This is a genomic window from Pseudoduganella aquatica (assembly GCF_020865585.1).
Taxonomy (GTDB): Bacteria; Pseudomonadota; Gammaproteobacteria; order Burkholderiales; family Burkholderiaceae_D; genus Rugamonas; species Rugamonas aquatica_A.
Genome location: NZ_CP086370.1, coordinates 4,019,618 through 4,036,607, shown reverse-complemented (window position 1 = coordinate 4,036,607; position 16,990 = coordinate 4,019,618). Strand labels below are relative to the sequence as shown.

Sequence of the window (16,990 nt, the reverse complement as noted above, 5' to 3'; positions counted from 1 at the left end):
TATGAATTTCGGGGGCGGCGGTTGCGCGTATGTTTACCGGTGCAACTGCGACACGAATCAAGCGAAGTTGTTCTGGCAGTGCTGAAGAGGCGTCAATCGGCCAGTGGATTAGGCGCAATAAAGCGCATAGACTATTACAACGAATTCAAATCATGGCATTTTTCGATACTCGTGATCGGAATTTAAGAAGAGTTGGCGCAAACAAGAATGAATGATCGAGTTGACTTTGAGGGGGTGTTTCATTTATTGCCCGTTCATGGAGCGGTAAGGTCAGGTTATCGTCCCCAGCATTTGTTGCACGAAAATTACCAAAGTAGCGGCAATCACATTTATCCGGAACTGGAATTTGTAGAGCCTGGGCAGAGCACGCCCGTGCTGGTGCGCTTGATTACGCCGGAGGTCTATCCTTGCTGCATTTGGGAGGGACGCGCTTTATCGATATTTGAAGGCCCACGTCTTGTTGGGACACTAAGAGTAGACCGAATCATGAACGAAATTTTGCGGGTAGCTCCTGAGCACTATAACCCCTTATGGGTAGAGCCGTCGCACTTGTTTGAAAAATAGTAAGCCTGCCTGTGTGCATTGCCGCAGCAGGTATCCAGCCTACAATTAGGCCGAGTGCGGCCATTGCGGCTCGGCAGAGAACTGACCCATTGTTCCCGAGTTATTTGTCGGGACTAGTAGTACGAGTGGAGACCAACGTATGCCTAGAAGGGCTCGCCTGTCGAACATCGCCAGCGGTTTGTGCAACTCGTTCGCCAGCCGGAACAATGACCTGGATGGTTACTGGTCAATAGGAAAACTGTGTTTGCTGGCCGAGCAGTATGGTCGGCCCGCAGTGTCACTCGACCTATTGATGTCATCCATGCAGCCGTATTCTTCCGAGTTTGCTCCTGTATTCGCGCGTTACCGCCGTCTTCTTGAAAAGTTGGCATACATCTCCCGCATCCGACTTGAGGAAATAACGGCGGCACAAGTCACACTTGATTTTGCGCCGCCACCTTGGCCCAGAATCAGCTACTACATGCCGCATTGGGGCGAGCAGTTTGTCCTGACCGTGACTGTTAGCGCGGAAGGCAGGGCCGATGGCATCATGCGTCACGCTGGCTATTGCCGGCCGCACGATCCCGCCAGGGAGCGCCAGTCAACACGCCGGGCGTGCTAATGCGAAGACTGCTTTGGGGGCGGAAGGGGGCCGTGCCCTCAAGCAGGCCGCAAGTACGCGCCTTGGACGTGCAATTTCTGTAGCGATTACGAGTGGTCAACAAACGATGCGGCAAGTAATGGAGCATGTGCCCGCCGCTACTAGACGCGTTTTGAGGCATATCCATTTTGATATAGCTTATAAGAAAATAGGAATTGGTAAGACATACGCTGGGCTCCTAAGATGAAATCCGCAGCTTATGTGGATGGGAGACAGTGATGGCACAGCAGCAACAGCCGAGCAAGGAACAGATTCGGCAATATATGGAAGCGCGGCAGGCACAGCAGTGTCCGCCGCCGTCGATGCCGGAAATCCGGCGCCAGCTTGGCTGGGGATTGATCGCGGCAAACGAGGCGCCGGCCGAGGCTTGTATTGGCCGGGAGGCCAGTACGGTTTAGCAGGCTTTCTGGGAAAGTGTACCGGTACTGTATTGGATGGCTGGGCTAGCATGGGCTTCTTGATAAGGAGAGTTCCATGGACTTGCTGCTGCCGCTGGCCCCGCTGATGACGTTTGCTTTCGTTTCCTCCATCACGCCCGGACCCAACAACATCATGCTGGCCTCGTCCGGCATCTGGTTTGGTTTTCGCCGCTCCATCCCGCACATGCTGGGCATTACCATTGGCTTCGGCGTGCTGCTGGCGATCTGCGCGGTGGGCATAGGCACGCTGGTGATGGCGGTGCCGGCCATGCAGACCATGCTCAAGGTGGCGGGTTCGGCCTATCTGCTCTACCTGGCCTGGCAGATGCGCGCCATGAACTTCGACCGCGAGGCGGAGCAGGCACACCAGCCCATGGGCTTTATGGCGGCGGCCATCTTCCAGTTCGCCAATCCGAAGGCGTGGATCATGGCCATCACCGGCGGTTCGGCCTTCCTGCCGCAGATGGCGCCGGTGTCGCTGGCGATTACGGTGTATTGCCTGGTGTTCTGCGCGGTGAATCTACCGTGCATCTCGGTCTGGGCCGGCGCGGGCGCCTTGCTGCGCCGCTTCCTGTCCCGTCTTTTCTGGCAGAAGGTATTTACCGCCGTAATGATCTTGCTGACGGCGTATTCCGCGCTGGCGATCTGGCTCTAGCGCAGTCTGCGTGATTGCCTGCGATGGGGGATTGGATTAACCTGCATATCCATTCCCACTTCAAAGGACGCCATGAACCATTCCGTGCAAGCCCCTTCTTCCGGCCACGAGCCGTCCCACGCGGAGCTGGACGCCGCATGCAAGCGGGTGGCGCGGCACTTGGCGGCGCGCCAGCATGTTTCCCGCAACCTGGCGCGCGAGAGCGACGATAGCGCCACGCGCGGCCAGAAGGCGGCCGATGCGGTGGCCGCTTTCGGCGGTTCGTGGACCTTTATCTGCCTGTTTGCCGCCACGCTGGTGGCCTGGGTCGTGCTGAACTCGGTCATCCTGGTGCGGCACGGTACGCCTTTCGATCCCTACCCCTACATCCTGCTCAACCTGTTCCTGTCCATGCTGGCCTCGGTGCAGGCGCCCATCATCCTGATGTCGCAGAACCGCCAGGCGCAAAAGGACAGACTGAGCGTGGAGCACGACTACGAGGTGAACCTGAAGGCGGAAGTGGAGATCCTGCTGCTGCATGAAAAGATAGATCATCTGCGCGAGGTGCAATGGCGCGAGCTGCTGGCCATGCAGCAACAGCAGATCGATATGCTGAGCAAGATGACCGAGCAGCGCTCCGCCGGACGCTAGCGCGCGGCCCGCCTCTGTCAAAAGGCAGAGATGGCGCAAAATGGCCTTTTGATCCCGCCGGGCATCGTCCAATAATGTGTTTGCATGTGGACAATAATGCGAACCCCGGGGGATGATGATGAGCTATGTAATCAATGTGAACGGCAAAAACCGGACCGCCGACGTGGATGCCGACACGCCGTTGCTGTGGGTGCTGCGCGACGTGTGGCAAATGACGGGCACCAAGTTCGGCTGCGGTATGGCCTTATGCGGCGCCTGCACCGTGCACCTGAACGGGCAGGCGGTGCGCTCCTGCGTTACGCCCGTGAGCAGCGTGGGCAAGGGCAAGGTGGTCACGATAGAGACCATAGGCGCCACGCCGGCGGGCAAGCGCATCCAGGCCGCCTGGGTGGCGCACGACGTGCCGCAGTGCGGCTACTGCCAGTCCGGCCAGATCATGTCGGCCACGGCGCTGCTGGCCGCCAATCCCAAGCCCAGCGACAGCGATATCGAACAGGCCATGTCCGGCAATGTGTGCCGTTGCGGTACTTATGGCCGCATCCGTGCCGCCATCAAAACCGCTGCGCAGAAAGGGTGAACGCCATGGATACCCAAACTCGGCAAAGCACCGGCCGGCGCGCCTTCCTGAAAACCAGCCTGGGCACGGCGGGCGGCCTCGTGCTGTCCTTCTATCTCCCATCCGCCGGGGCTGCGGAGAAGATGGCGCCGGCCGCCGTCTTTGCGCCCAACGCTTATCTGCGCATCGCCGCCGACGGCGCTGTGACCGTGGTGTGCCCCTTCGTGGAAATGGGGCAGGGCGCTTACACCGCCATTCCCATGCTGCTGGCCGAAGAACTGGAAGTCGATCTGGCCAAGGTGCGCGTGGAGCATGCCCCCGCCGACGAGAAACTGTACGGCCACCCCCTGTTCGGCGCGCAGCTGACCGGCGCCTCGGCCAGCGTGCGCGGCGCGTGGGAGCCCATGCGCAAGGCCGGCGCGGCGGCGCGCATCATGCTGGTGTCGGCCGCCGCGTCCACCTGGGGCGTGGAGCCGTCCAGCTGCGCGGCGGCGCAGGGCGTGGTGACGCACCAGGCCAGCGGCCGCAAGCTGTCCTACGGCGAGTTGGCGGCCAAGGCTGCGGGCATGCCGGTGCCCAAGGACGTGCCGCTCAAGCCGGCCGCCAGCTTCCGTCTGGTTGGCACGGCGGCCAAGCGGCTGGATGTGCCGTCCAAGACCAACGGCACGGCCAAGTTCGGCATCGACGCGCAAGTGCCAGGCATGAAAGTGGCGGCGGTGGCGGCCTGCCCCGTGTTCGGCGGCAAGCTGGCCTCGGTGGACGACAGCAAGGCGCGCGCGGTCAAAGGCGTGCGCCAGGTCGTCAAGCTGGACAACGCGGTGGCCGTCATCGCCGACCATACCGGCGCGGCGCGCAAGGGCCTGGCCGCGCTGGCCATTACGTGGGACGAGGGTCCGAACGCCAAGTTCTCCGGCGCGGAATGGGAACGCCAGCTGGAAGCGGCCATGAAGGGCAAGGGGCAGATGGCGCTGAACGAGGGGGCCTACGCCAAGCTGGTGGAAGGCGGCGCGCGCCAGGTCGAGGCGACGTATGTAATGCCCTTCCTGGCGCATGCCACCATGGAGCCCGTGAATTGCACTGTGCAGGTACGCAAGGACGGCGTCGACGTCTGGACCGGCACCCAGGCGGCGGGCCGCGCGCAGGCTTTCGTGGCCAAGGCGCTCAATGTGGACCCGGCGACGGTGCGCATCAACAACTTCCTGCTGGGCGGCGGTTTCGGCCGCCGGCTGGAGGTGGACTACATCGTGCAGGCGGCGCTGATTGCGCGCCAGGTAGCATATCCGGTCAAGGTGATCTGGAGCCGCGAGGAGGACATGCAGCACGATCTTTACCGTCCGCTGTACCGGGACGAGCTGGCCATGGCGCTGGATGCGCAGGGTAAGCCGGTAGGCTTCCGCCACCGCTTCGCCGGCTCAGCCATCGAAGCGCGCTATGCGCCGATGTGGATGAAGGACGGCATCGACACCGACGCCATCGACGCCGCCGCCAGTCCCTACGACTTCGCCCACAAGGTGGTGGAGTTCCATCCGGTGGAAACGGCCGTGCCGACCGGCTTCTGGCGCGGCGTGGGGCCGACGCACAATACCTTCGTCATCGAAGGCTTCATGGATGAGCTGGCCGTCGCCGCCAAGGCCGATCCACTGGCCTACCGGCGCGCGGTGCTGAGCAAGGAGCCGCGCGCGCTGGCGGTGCTGGAGCTGGCAGCGCAGAAGGCGGGCTGGGGCAAGACCATGGCGCCGGGCAGCGGCATGGGCATGGCGTTGGCGGTGGCCTGGGGCAGCTACGCGGCCTGCGTGATCGAGGTGGCGGTGGACCCGGCCGGCCAGGTCAGCCTGAAGCGCGTGGTGGCGGCGATAGACTGCGGCCAGGCCGTGCATACGGACGGCGTGATTGCGCAGATCGAGAGCGGCAGCGTGTACGGGCTGACGGCGGCGCTGTACGGCAAGCTGACGCTGGAGAACGGCCGCGTCGCCCAAAGCAATTTCCACGACTACCCGGTGCTGCGCATGAACGAGGTGCCGCCCATCGAGGCGCACCTGGTGAAAAGCGGGGAGGCGCCCGGCGGCGTGGGCGAGATCGGCTGCGCCATGGTGGCGCCGGCGCTGGTGAACGCGGTGTTCGCGGCCACGGGAAAACGCCTGCGCCGCCTGCCGGTGGAGGCGGAACAGCTGAAACAGGCGTAAAGGGGAGCTTAGTCGCGCGGGGCTGCCGGCAGTTGCGCCAGCACCTTGCGCAGCGCGCCGTGGGCCATGGCGACCTCGGGCGAGTCGTGCAGCATGGCGTTGTAGCGCTGGCGGAAATCGTCGTCGGAGGCGGGCAGGGGGCCGACCAGGCCTTCGACTTCGGTGCGGAAGCGGCGTTCCAGGTCGACAACCAGCGCTTCCTCGTCGTCCAGGCATTCGTCCAGTGTGCTGATCACGCCGGACAGCTTTTGCAGCCAGGCGAAGTGCGGATGGCTGGTGACGAGCTGCAGGTGCTCCAGGGCGCTGCCCACATTGCCGAAATACTGGGTTTCCACATCGAGCAATGCTTTGTGCAGCGTCCTGAGGGCGCGCGACAGGTGTTGCAGGTCGCTGCGCAGGGTTTTTCCTTCGATCATATCCGGCTCCGGCTTAATGTTGACTGAACCGCCATCATAAGCCATCGCCGGATTTGCGGCGCTCTGCTATTTGGCAGGGACGCCGGCGGGCACGGTCTGGTTGAGCACCGAGTTGTGGCGCGCATAGCCGAAGTACACGGCCAGGCCGATGATCAGCCAGATGCCGAAGGCCACCCAGGTGAACCAGGCCAGGAAGCTCATCAGCGCCAGGCACAGCACCACGGCGATCGCCGGGACCACCGGCACGCCGGGGCAGCGGAAGGCGCGCGGCAGTTCGGGACGCTTCTTGCGCAGCACCACCACGGCGATGGACACCAGGCAGAAGGCGGCCAGCGTGCCGATGTTGATCAGCTCGGTCAGCACGTTCAGCGGCACCAGCGCGGCGATGCCGCCGAACACCAGGCCCACCATCCAGGTGGCGAAGAAAGGCGTATGGTGTTTCGGGTGCACTTCCGACAGCTTCTTCGGCAGCAGGCCGTCGCGCGACATGGCGAAGATGATGCGGGTCTGGCCGAAGGCCATCACGAGGATCACGGTGGTCATGCCCAGGATGGCGCCCATGTCCACAAAGCGGGCCACCCAGTTTTCACCGGCGTATTGCAGGGCCAGCGTGACCGGATGGTCCACGCCCAGGAATTTTTGGTAAGGCACGATGCCGGTCATGATGGCCGACACGATCACGTACAGCACGGCGCAGGCGCCCAGCGAACCGATAATGCCGATGGGCAGGTCGCGTTCGGGGCGCTTCACTTCTTCAGCGGCCGAGGTCACGGCGTCGAAGCCGATAAAGGCGAAGAACACCAGCGCGGCGGCGCTCATGATGCCGCTGGCGCCGAACGGCGCGTAAGGACGCCAGTTGCTCGGCTCCACGTGGCCGGCGCCAACGGCGATAAACAGCAGCACCACGCCGATCTTGATGGCCACCATCACGTTGTTGAGGCGGGCCGATTCGCGCACACCCAGCGCCAGCATGGTGGTCAGCGCCAGCATGATGAGCAGCGCGGGCAGGTTGAACCAGGTGGTCACGCCGGGCACCGCGCCGGGGGCGGCGGTCAGCACGGTGGGCAGCTTGTAGCCTACGCTGGCGAGCAGCGATTGCAGGTAGCCGGACCAGCCCACGGACACGGCGGACGTGGCAAGGCCGTATTCCAGCAGCAGGTCCCAGCCTATCATCCAGGCCACCAGCTCGCCCATGGTGGCGTAGCTGTAGGTGTAGATGGAGCCGGCCACCGGCACGGTGGAGGCGAATTCAGCGTAACAGAGGGCGGCAAAGCCGCAGGCGATGGCGGCGACCACAAAGGAGATGGTCAGGGCCGGGCCGGCGGTCAGCGCGCCGGTACCGGTCAGGACGAAAATGCCGGTGCCGACGATGGCGCCTATGCCCATCAGAATAAGGTCGAGGGGGCCGAGTACTTTGGCCAGGCCACCCGGCTTGCGGCTGGCGGCGACCATGTCGTCTAGATTCTTGGTTCTAAAGATGCTCACTATCTTGGTTCTCCAATGGGTCTCTGTCTTGAGATTTTTGTAAGTATGGCGGCCGTGCCAGATCATGGCCGGACGCTGCCGCATACTAGCATACGGCGCCGTGCTGGCACCATGACAAGAAAAGAGAGTTGGATAGCCTGTTGTTAAGCGTATCAGTGCAGCAGGCGGCCGGCCCGGTCCCCATAGCGGCTGGGCGCGGCTTGCGCGGCCAGATTGCGGTCCAGCCGAGCCTGGACCAGCTTCTGCCAGGCGCCGACCCAGCGCGAGGCCACCACGCACTCCTCGTTGGAGCGGGCGCCCAGCGTGCGCTCGACGGCGAGTTTCTGACGTTTCAGGGCGCGCAGGGCTTGAGAGTAGTTGTCCACGGAGATGTCCATCTTTGAGGCTCGGTGTGTTGGGCGTTGGGCTGCCATGAAGTGAATTATCCGCGAGGCCCGGGCGGCTGAATGTGCGTTACCTCGCACTACGTAGGAATAAGACGACATTTTCGCCTGCTTATGTACTACACGCGGCCATCTCCTCCTCCGATACTGCTGAGCAGCACTAACTTCTAAAGTGGAGCCTGAATAACAACAACACAGGTGCCCCATGTTCCAAGCCTACAATACCGTCTCCAGCGCAGCCTCCGCTCCCCTGGCCATTCCTGCCCCGGCCGCGCGCCGCACCGCCGCGCCTGCCATGTCGCTGACCGGCGCCCGCCAGAACGCGCTGCTGCAGGCTCTGCCGGACGCGGACCTGGAACGCCTGTTCGCGCACATGGAGCTGGTGCCGCTGAAAGCAGGCCAGCGCCTGTACGACTTCGGCGACCAGCTGGAATACAGCTACTTCCCCACCAACGCCATCATTTCCCTGCAATACATCAGCGAAGAAGGCTCCACCACCGAGATCGCCGTTGTTGGCCGCGAGGGCGTGGCCGGCGTGGCCATGTACCGTGGCGAACGCGCCAGCAATACCGCCATGGTGACCGGCGCCGGCTACGGCTACCGCCTGCGCGCCGAGGCCCTGCGCGGCATGTTCGCCGAGGGCGGCATGCTGGCGAACCAGCTGATGCGCTACACCAGCAGCATGTTCGCGCAGCTGGCGCAGAACGTGGTCAGCAGCCGCCACGCCAGCATAGACCAGAAGCTGTGCCGCTGGCTGCTGGAACGCCTGGACCGTTCGCTGGGCACCGAACTGAAAGCCACGCAGGAAAATATCGCCAACCTGCTGGGCGTGCGCCGCGAGAGCATTACCGCCAGCGCCGCCAAGCTGCAAGCCGAGGGCGCCATCCAGTGCCGCCGCGGCGTGATCGACGTGCTGGACCGCGCCATCCTGGAATGCAATGCGGGCGGCTGCTACTTCACTCCGCGCCTGGCTGACATCATGTAATTGAGCAGCCTCCGTCTGGAACCTTTCCGGGTTTTTGCTGTCTTACCTGGACAAGGAAAAAAACGGAGGCTGACATGGGCGCTGCATATAACGGACCCTGGGAAGGGGACGTGCCGCTGGCCTCAACGGCGGTGGTGAAACGCATCGAGGGCTTCTACGCCCATCCCTACGACGACAACGGCGCGCTGCCCGGCGGCTGCTGCGCTGGCGCTGGGCCGAGGCCGCCATCTTCTAGGGCATGGACGCAACGAACGCTTGCGTGCTGGCCTGGAGGAATATCGAACATCTTGAGGACTGGCCGCCGTTTGCGGCCTGACGCGCGTGGCGGGTTGCGCGTGATGCGCGAACCCGCCTACGGTGCGATTTGCGGTGCGATTATTTTTCGGCGAAGGCGCGCTCGATGACGAAGTCGCCCGGGGTGGACGTGTTGCCTTCGTTGAAGCCGCGCGCTTCCAGCATTTCCTTCAGGTCGCGCAGCATGTCGGCGCTGCCGCAGATCATGACGCGGTCTTCGTTCGGGTTCAGCTCCGGTACGCCCAGGTCTTCGAACAGCTTGCCGCTCTCGATCAGCGCGGTGACGCGGCCCATGTTTTTGTACTCTTCACGGGTGACGGTCGGGTAGTAGCGCAGCTTGCTGGTCACCAGCTCGCCCAGGAACTCGTGGTTGGGCAAGTGCTCCACCAGCAGGTCGTGGTAGGCCAGCTCATCGACCTGGCGCACGCCGTGCACCAGGATCAGCTGGTCGAATTTCTCGTAGATTTCCGGGTCGCGCACGATGCTCAGGAAAGGCGCCAGGCCGGTGCCGGTCGACAGCATATACAGGCGCTTGCCTGGCAGCAGGTAGTCGGACACCAGGGTGCCGGTCGGCTTGCGGCCGACGATGACGCTGTCGCCCACTTGCAGGTGCTGCAGGCGGGAAGTCAGCGGACCACCCGGCACTTTGATGCTGAAAAATTCCAGATGGTCTTCGTAGTTGGCGCTGGCGATGCTGTAAGCGCGCAGCAGCGGCTTGCCGTCGACGCGCAGGCCGATCATGGTGAAGTGGCCGTTCGAAAAGCGCAGAGCCGGGTCACGCGTGGTGGTGAAGGAGAACAGGGTGTCCGTCCAGTGGTGCACGCTTAAAACCTTCTCCTCGTTCATGTTGCTCATTGTCTGAATCCCGATTGACTTAATAGTGAAAGCACCAGGCCCCCGCGCACATGGGCGTTTGCTTGGCAATCGGCTGAGCAGGGGAAGGCGCCGTAGAAATTAGTGGCGTAGGCGGCATTGTAACGGATCGCGCCCCATCCTGTCTCGGGGGCGCTCCGACTTCATACTTATATGCTTATGTCCGGAACCCGGTGTTAGCGGCTGGGGATGGCGGCGGGAATGCGATCCATCGCGTCGCGCGCGGCGTCGCCGGACAAGACCGTCTGCTTGGCGGCCTTGTCCGGTCCCTTGCGCGGAATCAGGCTGCCGGTCGGCGTGTAGGCGTCGTTGTCGAAGCCTTCGTTGGCGTCGACCGGCGGGTTGATGGAGCAGGCGCCGAGCAGGGCCGAGGCGGCAATCATGATGCAAATACTTTTCATGCGAGTTTTCCTTTGGTGGGTGGTTGCGCTTAAATTGTAACTTGCAGTCACTTGCGATGCCAGCCTTTTAGCCTTACGCGCTGGCCGGCTGCGATTTACGCTGCTTGCTCCAGTAGCCCAGGCCCAGCGCCAGCAGCCATACCGGGATCAGGTAGACCGACAGGCGCAGGTCCGGCGTCAGGTACATCACGACCAGGATGGCGGCCAGGAAGCCCAGGCACAGATAGTTGGTGAACGGGTAGCCCAGGCTGCGGAAGGCGGTGGACTGGCCTTGCTGCTGCTTCTGCGCGCGGAAGCGCAGGTGTATCCAGCTGATCATGCCCCAGTTGATGATAAGCGCGGAAACCACCAGGCCCATCAGCATGCCGAAGGCCTGGCCCGGCAGGAAGTAGTTGACCGCCACGCAGATGCCGGTGGCCAGCGCGGACACGCCCAGGGCGGCCAGTGGCACGCCGCGCTTGTTGACTTTCAGTAGCGAACGCGGCGCGTTGCCTTGCTTGGCCAGGCCGAACAGCATGCGGCTGTTGCAGTACACGCCGCTGTTGTACACCGACAGCGCGGCCGTCAGCACCACGATATTGAGCGCGTTGGCCACGGCATTGCTGTTGAGCGCGTGGAAGATCAGCACGAAGGGGCTGCCGCTGGTCACGACCTTGGTCCACGGATACAGCGACAGCAGCACGCCCAGCGCGCCGATGTAGAAGATCAGGATGCGGTAGATGGCCTGGTTGGTGGCCTTGGGGATGGTTTCCGACGGGTTGCTGGCCTCGGCGGCGGTGATGCCCACCAGCTCCAGGCCGCCGAAGGAGAACATGATGACGGCCATGGCCATCACCAGGCCCGAAATGCCGTTCGGGAAGAAGCCGCCGTGCTGCCACAGATTGGCCACGGTGGCTTCCGGGCCGGCATTGCCGGAGCCCAGCAGGTAGACGCCGAAGCCGATCATGGCGACGATGGCCACCACTTTGATAATGGCGAACCAGAACTCCATCTCGCCGAAGGCCTTCACGTTGGACAGGCTGATGGAGTTAATGATGAGGAAGAAGGCCAGCGCCGACACCCAGGTCGGAATGGCGGGCCACCAGTACTGGACGTAGATGCCCACCGCCGTCAGCTCGGCCATGCTCACCAGCACGTACAGCACCCAGTAGTTCCAGCCGGCCACGAAGCCTGCCATATTGCCGCAGTATTTGTCGGCGAAATAGGCGAAGGAGCCGGCCACCGGCTCGTCCACCACCATCTCGCCCAGCTGGCGCATGATCAGGAAGGCAATAAAGCCCGCCACGGCGTAACCCAGCAGCACCGAGGGGCCGGCCATTTGTATGGTCTGCGCAATGCCCAGGAACAGGCCGGTGCCGATGGCGCCGCCCAGCGCGATCAGCTGGATATGCCGGCTCTGGAGGCCGCGCTTCAGTTCGTTCTTCCCGTCTTCAATCATGTCTCTTGGTCCCTGATTTTTTGAAAAGCGCGTCAATGTGGATAATCATGCAACACGCTGAAGTCAGTGATTCTAAAGCATAGGGAGCGCGGCGTGGGAAGCCAACATGCCTGCCTTGTCCGTCAGTGTTGCGATCAGCGCGCGGGAGGCGGCGGAAAGGCTGCGGTGCGGCGGGTAGATCAGCGAAAACGGCCTGCTGCGGCCCCAGTGCTGGGGCAGCACCGCCACCAGTTGGCTGCTGCGCAGGCGCTCGTCGGCCACGAAGCGGTAGGTCTGGCAGATGCCCAGGCCTTGCTGCGCCATGGTCACCACGCCCAGCACGTCGTCGGCGATATGCATGCGCGGGAGCGGCTGCCAGTCCACGTCCGCGCCCTTGTCGCGCAGATGCCAGGCGGCCGGCTTGCCGGTGCTGGGCATGGTGAAGGACAGGCAGGCGTGCCGCTCCAGGCTGGCGATGTCGGCGGGCACGCCGGCGCGGGCCAGGTAGGCGGGCGCGGCGACCAGGCAGAGCTGGGCGTCCTCCAGCGGCCGGGCGATCAGGCCGCTGTCCGGCAGCGCGCCCTGGCGGATGGCCATGTCGTAGCCCTCCTGCACCAGGTCCACATTGCGGTTGGCGATGCTCAGCTCGATCAGCACCTTGGGATGCAGCTCCATGAATACTTGCAGCAAGGGCGGCAGACGGTAGTGGCCGTAGGTGGTGGGCGCGCTGATGCGCACCGTGCCGGACAGCTCGCCGCCCTGGTCGCGCATGGAGCGCTCGGCGTCCGCCATCAGCGCGAAGGCGCTGCGCGACTGTTCCAGATAGGACTTGCCCGCGTCGGTCAGGCTCAGGCGGCGGGTGGTGCGGCGCATCAGCTGCACGCCCAGGCGGGCTTCCAGGCGCGCTACGGCGCGGCTCAGCACGGACGCGGTAGTGCCCAGCGACACGGCGGCGGCGCTGATCGTGCCTTTGTCGGCGATGGCGAGGAAGGCCTCCACATCGCCCAGGTAATCAAATTGGCGCGGCATTACACTCTCTTGAGAACAAATGATTTGATGTTTAGGTGGTTTATTGTTTCATGGGGCATGAATAGAGTAGCGGCTATCCACCAACCCTACAAGGAGTTCCGCAATGAAACCATTCATCCGCACCGCCGCCGCTGCCGCCGTTCTGGCTCTGAGCGCCGCAGGCGCCCAGGCCGCCAATGTGCTGGTCGTGCTGTCCGACGCATCCAGGCTGGAGCTGCGCGATCAGCGCAGCTACGACACCGGCTTCTACGCCAACGAGCTGATGCAGCCTGTGAAAAAGCTGCTGGACGCGGGCCACACCATCACCTTCGCCACGCCGCTGGGCAAGGCGCCGTCGGTGGACCGCAACTCGCTGGACGCCTCGCTGTTCGGCGGCGAAGTGGCCATGAAGGAGCACATCGCCCTGCTGGACAAGCTGAAGCTGACTTCGGTGTCCGCATCGCCGGTCGTGAGCCTGGCGCGCGTGGAACAGGGAGGCTACGCGCAGTTTGACGCGGTCTACATCCCCGGCGGCCACGCCCCCATGCAGGATTTGATACGCAGCCCGGCTGTGGGCCGCCTGCTAAGCTACTTCCACAACGCCGCCAAGCCGACCGCGCTGGTCTGCCACGGCCCGGCCGCGCTGGTGGCCACGCTGGACCAGCCGGAGGCGTTCGTGGCCAAACTGGAGGCGGGCGGCGCTACGCCAGCCAAGGGCTGGATCTACGCCGGCTACCGCATGACGGTGATCAGCAATGCCGAGGAAGAGGCGGGCAAGGGCTATTTGAACGGCGGCGTGATGAAACTGACCCCGCAGACCGCGCTGGAGCGCGCGGGCGGCAAGTACAGCAGCGGCCCGAACTGGGCGGCGCATACCGTGGCGGACCGCGAGCTGATTACCGGGCAGAATCCGGCCTCGGCCGTCGCCGTGGCGGACTTGTTGCTGGCGCGCCTGCCCGCAACCGCACTCAGCAGCACTAAATAGCAATCGCGTACTGACACCCGGGTGGGGGCGTGCTACTATTTTCAGGCGCCCAAACGACCGCGCATCCTCCGTGCCGAAGTAGCACATGCCTACCCAGCTCCGTAGGCAGTCCGAGGGAGTCAGTGCCATGTGCTGTTGCAAGAGAAGCGATCACGAGCTTGCCCAAATCATCGAAGAGGGCCGCCGCATCGACGCGGCGAAAGGCGCGGCCAACGCCTGGGCCTATTTGCTGGCCCATTCAGTCGATCCCCACACCATACTTCGCGTCCTGTCCGGCGCCGCCGTGCGCCGCGAGGAGGGCTTGCGGGTGGGCTGACGCGGCGGCGCTCGCGGGTTACGCAGCTTCGCTGCTAACCCGCCCTACGAGATAAGATCACGGACGTTTCGGTACCGTAGATACTGTTATGCCGGTCAAGCGTTTTGAAGCTCCTGATTGAATGGTTTGCCAGATTTTAAGACGCCGAAAGCAACGTGGACGAGCTTGCGCATCATGGCGCCGATCACCAGCTTGGCCGGCTTGCCTGCTGCTTGTAGGCGGGTGCGGAACTGGCGCCCCCAGTCGGTGCGGTACAGCGCCACCATAGCCGGCATGTACAGATTTTTGCGCAGATGCGCGTGGCCGATCTTGGACATCCGGGGCCGCTGCTTCACGCTTGATCCGGACTCATGTTGGCGCGGATCGAGGCCTGCAAAGGCGGCAGCCTGCCGACCGTTGTCGAAGCGCCCGGCATGCATGCCATAGGCCAGCAGTAACGCAATGGTATTGTCCCCGACACCGGGAATGGTATCGAGTAAGTCGCGTCTGCCGCGCATGTCGGGATCGTCGTTGATGTGATCACGTACGCGCTTGCGCAGCTGTTTAATCTGCTCGCCGAGCCAGGCAATATGCTGTTCGATATCGGCCCGGACCGATTCGCGCGCCACGTCCAGGCGGTTCGTTTCCTGCGTCTGCATGGCCAGCAGCGCATCCAGGCGCAGCACCATCGCTTTCAATTCCTGTTCGCTCAGCGGCGGCGGCTGCCATGCTTCCGGACCATGCTTGGCGCAGAACTCGGCAATGACCTTGGCGTCGACCTGGTCGGTCTTGGTGCGCACCAGCTGCGCCTGGGAAAACGCCTTGATCTGGGCCGGATTGACGACACTGACGCGGTAGCCCCGACGGGCAAAGAACTCCGCGATCGCCTCCCAATAGACGCCAGTGGCCTCCATGCAGATATGGGGCAACCCGTCCGTATGACTCTGCAGCCACGCTTCCAGTTTGGCAAAGCCAGCCTGGGTGTTTTCTACAACTTTCGCACGGTGTTTGCCCGTTTCCAGGCGCAGTGCGCAATCGACCTTCAATTTGGCGACATCTATACCAAGACACAACATTACTCTTCTCCTGATCAACCTTGCAAATGCGGGCTCACGGCACGCCGGGCCAAAGATACTGTTCGATCTTTAATGGAATAAGAGCAACTGCTGCGAAATCTACATCACGGTCTTGGCGACCAAGGGCGGGTACGGCATCCAGTTGCTCTGCCCCGACGTTCCGTTTTCGGGGCAGATGGAATAATACAAGGGCGGGTTAGGGCGGCGCAGCCGCACGTAACCCGCCGTGCTTGCGGACTGTGAAATGTAAAAAAGCCCTGCAGTGTGAATGCAGGGCTCTGATTCATGCGGCGGCGCTTAGTCGCGGATTTCCAGCGCGCGGTTCAGGCTCAGGGCGGCGAGGGAGCCGACTGCGCCGGACAGCAGGTAAAGGCTGACATAGGCCAGGCCGAAGTTGGCCGACAGGCCCAGCGCCACCAGCGGCGCGAAGCCCGCGCCCACCAGCCACGCCAGGTCGGACGTCAGCGCCGCGCCGGTGTAGCGGTACTTGGTCTGGAAGTTGGCGGTCACGGCGCCGGCGGCCTGGCCATAGGACAGGCCCAGCAGCGTGAAGCCCACCATCAGGAAGATGTTCTGCCCGGCTTCGCCGCCGTCCATCAGCATCGGCACGAAGCCGCTGAAGACGGCGATCAGCGCGGCCAGCGTGCCCAGCGTGGTGCGGCGGCCGAAGCGGTCCGCCAGCAGGCCGGAGGCGATAATGCCGCCCGCCGCCAGCACGGCGCCCACCATCTGCAGGCCCAGGAAGTCACTGATCGAACGCGTCGAATACAGATTAATCCAGGACAGCGGGAACACCGTCACCAGGTGGAACAGCGCGTAGCTGGCCAGCGCGGCCAGCGCGCCGATCAGCACGTTGCGCCCTTGCGAACGGGCCAGTTCCATCACCGGCGTGGCGTCCAGCTCGTGGTCGTCCAGCAGCTTGGTGTATTCCGTGGTGGACACCAGGCGCAGGCGGGCGAACAGCGCCACCACGTTGATGGCGAAGGCCACGTAGAAGGGATAGCGCCAGCCCCAGTCGAGGAATTCCAGCGTGGTCAGTGCCGACAGCAGGAAGGAGAACAGGCCGGCGGCCAGGATGAAGCCGACCGGGGCGCCCAGCTGGCCCAGCATGGCGTACCAGCCGCGCTTGTTCTGCGGCGCGCTCAGCGCCAGCAGCGAGGGCAGTCCGTCCCACGAGCCGCCTTGGGCGAAGCCCTGGCCGACGCGCAGCAGCGACAGCATGATCACGGCGGTCATGCCCCAGTCCGCATATTCGGGCAGGAAGGCGATGCCGGCGGTGGAGGTGCCGAGCAGGAACAAGGCCCCCGTCAGCTTGGCTTCGCGCCCGAAATGGCGTTGTAGCGCCATAAACAACACCGAGCCGATGGGGCGGGCGATAAATGCAAACGAGAAGATGACAAAGGAGTAAAGTGTGCCGTCGAGGCGGCTTTCGAAGGGGAAGAAGACCTGCGGGAAGACCAGCACCGAGGCGATGGCGTAGACGAAGAAGTCGAAGTATTCGGATGCTCGGCCTATCACAACCCCGATCGCTATTTCTCCGGGTTCGATGTGCCCATCCCTGGCATTGATATTCCGCGCCCCTTGACTGGTTTGACGCGATGGATGTTCGGCGGGAAGATCGCCGTTGAATGTTGTCGTCGTGGCCATATTCCTTGTCTCGCTTAATAGTTGTACAACGGTCCGCCCCCAGGGGTAGGACAAAGTGTCCAATGTCCAAGAGGAGCC

General features: G+C 63.4%; 18 protein-coding genes. 9 read left to right on the top strand and 9 right to left on the bottom strand.

Going from position 1 to position 16,990, the window contains the following annotated elements:
* Nucleotides 1-703: 703 nt before the first annotated feature.
* From KT882_RS18010 to KT882_RS17985, 6 genes are all read left to right on the top strand, one after another.
* Entirely contained in the window at nucleotides 704-1,165 is a 462-nt protein-coding gene (locus KT882_RS18010) for a hypothetical protein (RefSeq protein ID WP_228892875.1), read from the top strand.
* 257 nt (nucleotides 1,166-1,422) lie between these two features.
* On the top strand, nucleotides 1,423-1,602 hold the full coding sequence (locus KT882_RS18005) for a hypothetical protein (RefSeq protein ID WP_161071202.1): 180 nt from the start codon (nucleotides 1,423-1,425) through the stop codon (nucleotides 1,600-1,602).
* A 76-nt stretch (nucleotides 1,603-1,678) separates the two neighbouring features.
* Nucleotides 1,679-2,278 carry a LysE family translocator gene (locus tag KT882_RS18000; RefSeq protein WP_228892873.1) on the top strand — a complete coding sequence of 200 codons (600 nt, stop codon included), beginning with the start codon at nucleotides 1,679-1,681 and terminating at the stop codon, nucleotides 2,276-2,278.
* 72 nt (nucleotides 2,279-2,350) lie between these two features.
* Nucleotides 2,351-2,908 (top strand): DUF1003 domain-containing protein, encoded by a 558-nt coding sequence (locus tag KT882_RS17995; RefSeq protein WP_161071203.1) that lies wholly within the window; start codon nucleotides 2,351-2,353, stop codon nucleotides 2,906-2,908.
* A 115-nt stretch (nucleotides 2,909-3,023) separates the two neighbouring features.
* Nucleotides 3,024-3,485 (top strand): (2Fe-2S)-binding protein, encoded by a 462-nt coding sequence (locus KT882_RS17990; protein ID WP_223149310.1) that lies wholly within the window; start codon nucleotides 3,024-3,026, stop codon nucleotides 3,483-3,485.
* A gap of 5 nt (nucleotides 3,486-3,490) precedes the next feature.
* Entirely contained in the window at nucleotides 3,491-5,647 is a 2,157-nt protein-coding gene (locus tag KT882_RS17985; protein ID WP_228892870.1) for a xanthine dehydrogenase family protein molybdopterin-binding subunit, read from the top strand.
* 8 nt (nucleotides 5,648-5,655) lie between these two features.
* On the opposite strand, the gene KT882_RS17980 is transcribed toward KT882_RS17985, so the two are convergent.
* The 3 genes from KT882_RS17980 to KT882_RS17970 all read right to left on the bottom strand — a co-directional run bounded on the left by KT882_RS17980 (nucleotide 5,656) and on the right by KT882_RS17970 (nucleotide 7,913).
* Entirely contained in the window at nucleotides 5,656-6,063 is a 408-nt protein-coding gene (locus tag KT882_RS17980) for a hypothetical protein (protein ID WP_161071206.1), read from the bottom strand.
* Between the two features lie 66 nt (nucleotides 6,064-6,129).
* Nucleotides 6,130-7,548, bottom strand: coding sequence for an amino acid permease (locus KT882_RS17975; protein ID WP_321170261.1), 1,419 nt, complete (start codon nucleotides 7,546-7,548; stop codon nucleotides 6,130-6,132).
* Between the two features lie 152 nt (nucleotides 7,549-7,700).
* Nucleotides 7,701-7,913 carry a hypothetical protein gene (locus KT882_RS17970; protein ID WP_228892867.1) on the bottom strand — a complete coding sequence of 71 codons (213 nt, stop codon included), beginning with the start codon at nucleotides 7,911-7,913 and terminating at the stop codon, nucleotides 7,701-7,703.
* Between the two features lie 223 nt (nucleotides 7,914-8,136).
* Between KT882_RS17970 and KT882_RS17965 the strand changes: the two genes are divergently transcribed.
* Nucleotides 8,137-8,916 carry a Crp/Fnr family transcriptional regulator gene (locus KT882_RS17965; RefSeq protein ID WP_161071208.1) on the top strand — a complete coding sequence of 260 codons (780 nt, stop codon included), beginning with the start codon at nucleotides 8,137-8,139 and terminating at the stop codon, nucleotides 8,914-8,916.
* Nucleotides 8,917-9,291: 375 nt separating this feature from the next.
* Here the strand turns inward: KT882_RS17965 and KT882_RS17960 are convergent, their stop codons facing one another.
* The 4 genes from KT882_RS17960 to KT882_RS17945 form a co-directional block, all read right to left on the bottom strand.
* Nucleotides 9,292-10,065 carry a ferredoxin--NADP reductase gene (locus KT882_RS17960; protein ID WP_161071209.1) on the bottom strand — a complete coding sequence of 258 codons (774 nt, stop codon included), beginning with the start codon at nucleotides 10,063-10,065 and terminating at the stop codon, nucleotides 9,292-9,294.
* A 194-nt stretch (nucleotides 10,066-10,259) separates the two neighbouring features.
* Nucleotides 10,260-10,484: a hypothetical protein gene (locus KT882_RS17955; protein ID WP_228892864.1), complete on the bottom strand. Its 225-nt coding sequence runs from the start codon at nucleotides 10,482-10,484 to the stop codon at nucleotides 10,260-10,262.
* Between the two features lie 73 nt (nucleotides 10,485-10,557).
* Nucleotides 10,558-11,922: an amino acid permease gene (locus KT882_RS17950; RefSeq protein ID WP_228892861.1), complete on the bottom strand. Its 1,365-nt coding sequence runs from the start codon at nucleotides 11,920-11,922 to the stop codon at nucleotides 10,558-10,560.
* A gap of 72 nt (nucleotides 11,923-11,994) precedes the next feature.
* The gene (locus KT882_RS17945) at nucleotides 11,995-12,930 is read right to left on the bottom strand and encodes a LysR family transcriptional regulator (protein WP_228892859.1); all 936 of its coding nucleotides are present in this window, start codon (nucleotides 12,928-12,930) and stop codon (nucleotides 11,995-11,997) included.
* Nucleotides 12,931-13,033: 103 nt separating this feature from the next.
* On the opposite strand from KT882_RS17945, the gene KT882_RS17940 reads away from it, so the two are divergent.
* Together KT882_RS17940 and KT882_RS17935 are read left to right on the top strand one after the other, a co-directional pair.
* Complete coding sequence (locus KT882_RS17940) at nucleotides 13,034-13,894, top strand: type 1 glutamine amidotransferase domain-containing protein (protein ID WP_228892856.1); 861 nt, start codon at nucleotides 13,034-13,036, stop codon at nucleotides 13,892-13,894.
* A 127-nt stretch (nucleotides 13,895-14,021) separates the two neighbouring features.
* Nucleotides 14,022-14,210: a hypothetical protein gene (locus tag KT882_RS17935; RefSeq protein WP_161071214.1), complete on the top strand. Its 189-nt coding sequence runs from the start codon at nucleotides 14,022-14,024 to the stop codon at nucleotides 14,208-14,210.
* Between the two features lie 95 nt (nucleotides 14,211-14,305).
* Here the strand turns inward: KT882_RS17935 and KT882_RS17930 are convergent, their stop codons facing one another.
* Nucleotides 14,306-15,265 (bottom strand): IS110 family RNA-guided transposase, encoded by a 960-nt coding sequence (locus tag KT882_RS17930; RefSeq protein WP_228892791.1) that lies wholly within the window; start codon nucleotides 15,263-15,265, stop codon nucleotides 14,306-14,308.
* Nucleotides 15,266-15,562: 297 nt separating this feature from the next.
* Entirely contained in the window at nucleotides 15,563-16,912 is a 1,350-nt protein-coding gene (locus tag KT882_RS17925) for an MFS transporter (protein WP_161071215.1), read from the bottom strand.
* Nucleotides 16,913-16,990: the final 78 nt, after the last annotated feature.

Bases quoted from the DNA above. Each gene is read 5' to 3' on its own strand.
- KT882_RS18010 (WP_228892875.1), top strand. From the start codon at position 704: ATGCCTAGAAGGGCTCGCCTGTCGAACATCGCCAGCGGTTTGTGCAAC.
- KT882_RS18005 (WP_161071202.1), top strand. From the start codon at position 1,423: ATGGCACAGCAGCAACAGCCGAGCAAGGAACAGATTCGGCAATATATG.
- KT882_RS18000 (WP_228892873.1), top strand. From the start codon at position 1,679: ATGGACTTGCTGCTGCCGCTGGCCCCGCTGATGACGTTTGCTTTCGTT.
- KT882_RS17995 (WP_161071203.1), top strand. From the start codon at position 2,351: ATGAACCATTCCGTGCAAGCCCCTTCTTCCGGCCACGAGCCGTCCCAC.
- KT882_RS17990 (WP_223149310.1), top strand. From the start codon at position 3,024: ATGATGAGCTATGTAATCAATGTGAACGGCAAAAACCGGACCGCCGAC.
- KT882_RS17985 (WP_228892870.1), top strand. From the start codon at position 3,491: ATGGATACCCAAACTCGGCAAAGCACCGGCCGGCGCGCCTTCCTGAAA.
- KT882_RS17980 (WP_161071206.1), bottom strand. From the start codon at position 6,063: ATGATCGAAGGAAAAACCCTGCGCAGCGACCTGCAACACCTGTCGCGC.
- KT882_RS17965 (WP_161071208.1), top strand. From the start codon at position 8,137: ATGTTCCAAGCCTACAATACCGTCTCCAGCGCAGCCTCCGCTCCCCTG.
- KT882_RS17960 (WP_161071209.1), bottom strand. From the start codon at position 10,065: ATGAGCAACATGAACGAGGAGAAGGTTTTAAGCGTGCACCACTGGACG.
- KT882_RS17955 (WP_228892864.1), bottom strand. From the start codon at position 10,484: ATGAAAAGTATTTGCATCATGATTGCCGCCTCGGCCCTGCTCGGCGCC.
- KT882_RS17950 (WP_228892861.1), bottom strand. From the start codon at position 11,922: ATGATTGAAGACGGGAAGAACGAACTGAAGCGCGGCCTCCAGAGCCGG.
- KT882_RS17945 (WP_228892859.1), bottom strand. From the start codon at position 12,930: ATGCCGCGCCAATTTGATTACCTGGGCGATGTGGAGGCCTTCCTCGCC.
- KT882_RS17940 (WP_228892856.1), top strand. From the start codon at position 13,034: ATGAAACCATTCATCCGCACCGCCGCCGCTGCCGCCGTTCTGGCTCTG.
- KT882_RS17935 (WP_161071214.1), top strand. From the start codon at position 14,022: ATGTGCTGTTGCAAGAGAAGCGATCACGAGCTTGCCCAAATCATCGAA.
- KT882_RS17930 (WP_228892791.1), bottom strand. From the start codon at position 15,265: ATGTTGTGTCTTGGTATAGATGTCGCCAAATTGAAGGTCGATTGCGCA.
- KT882_RS17925 (WP_161071215.1), bottom strand. From the start codon at position 16,912: ATGGCCACGACGACAACATTCAACGGCGATCTTCCCGCCGAACATCCA.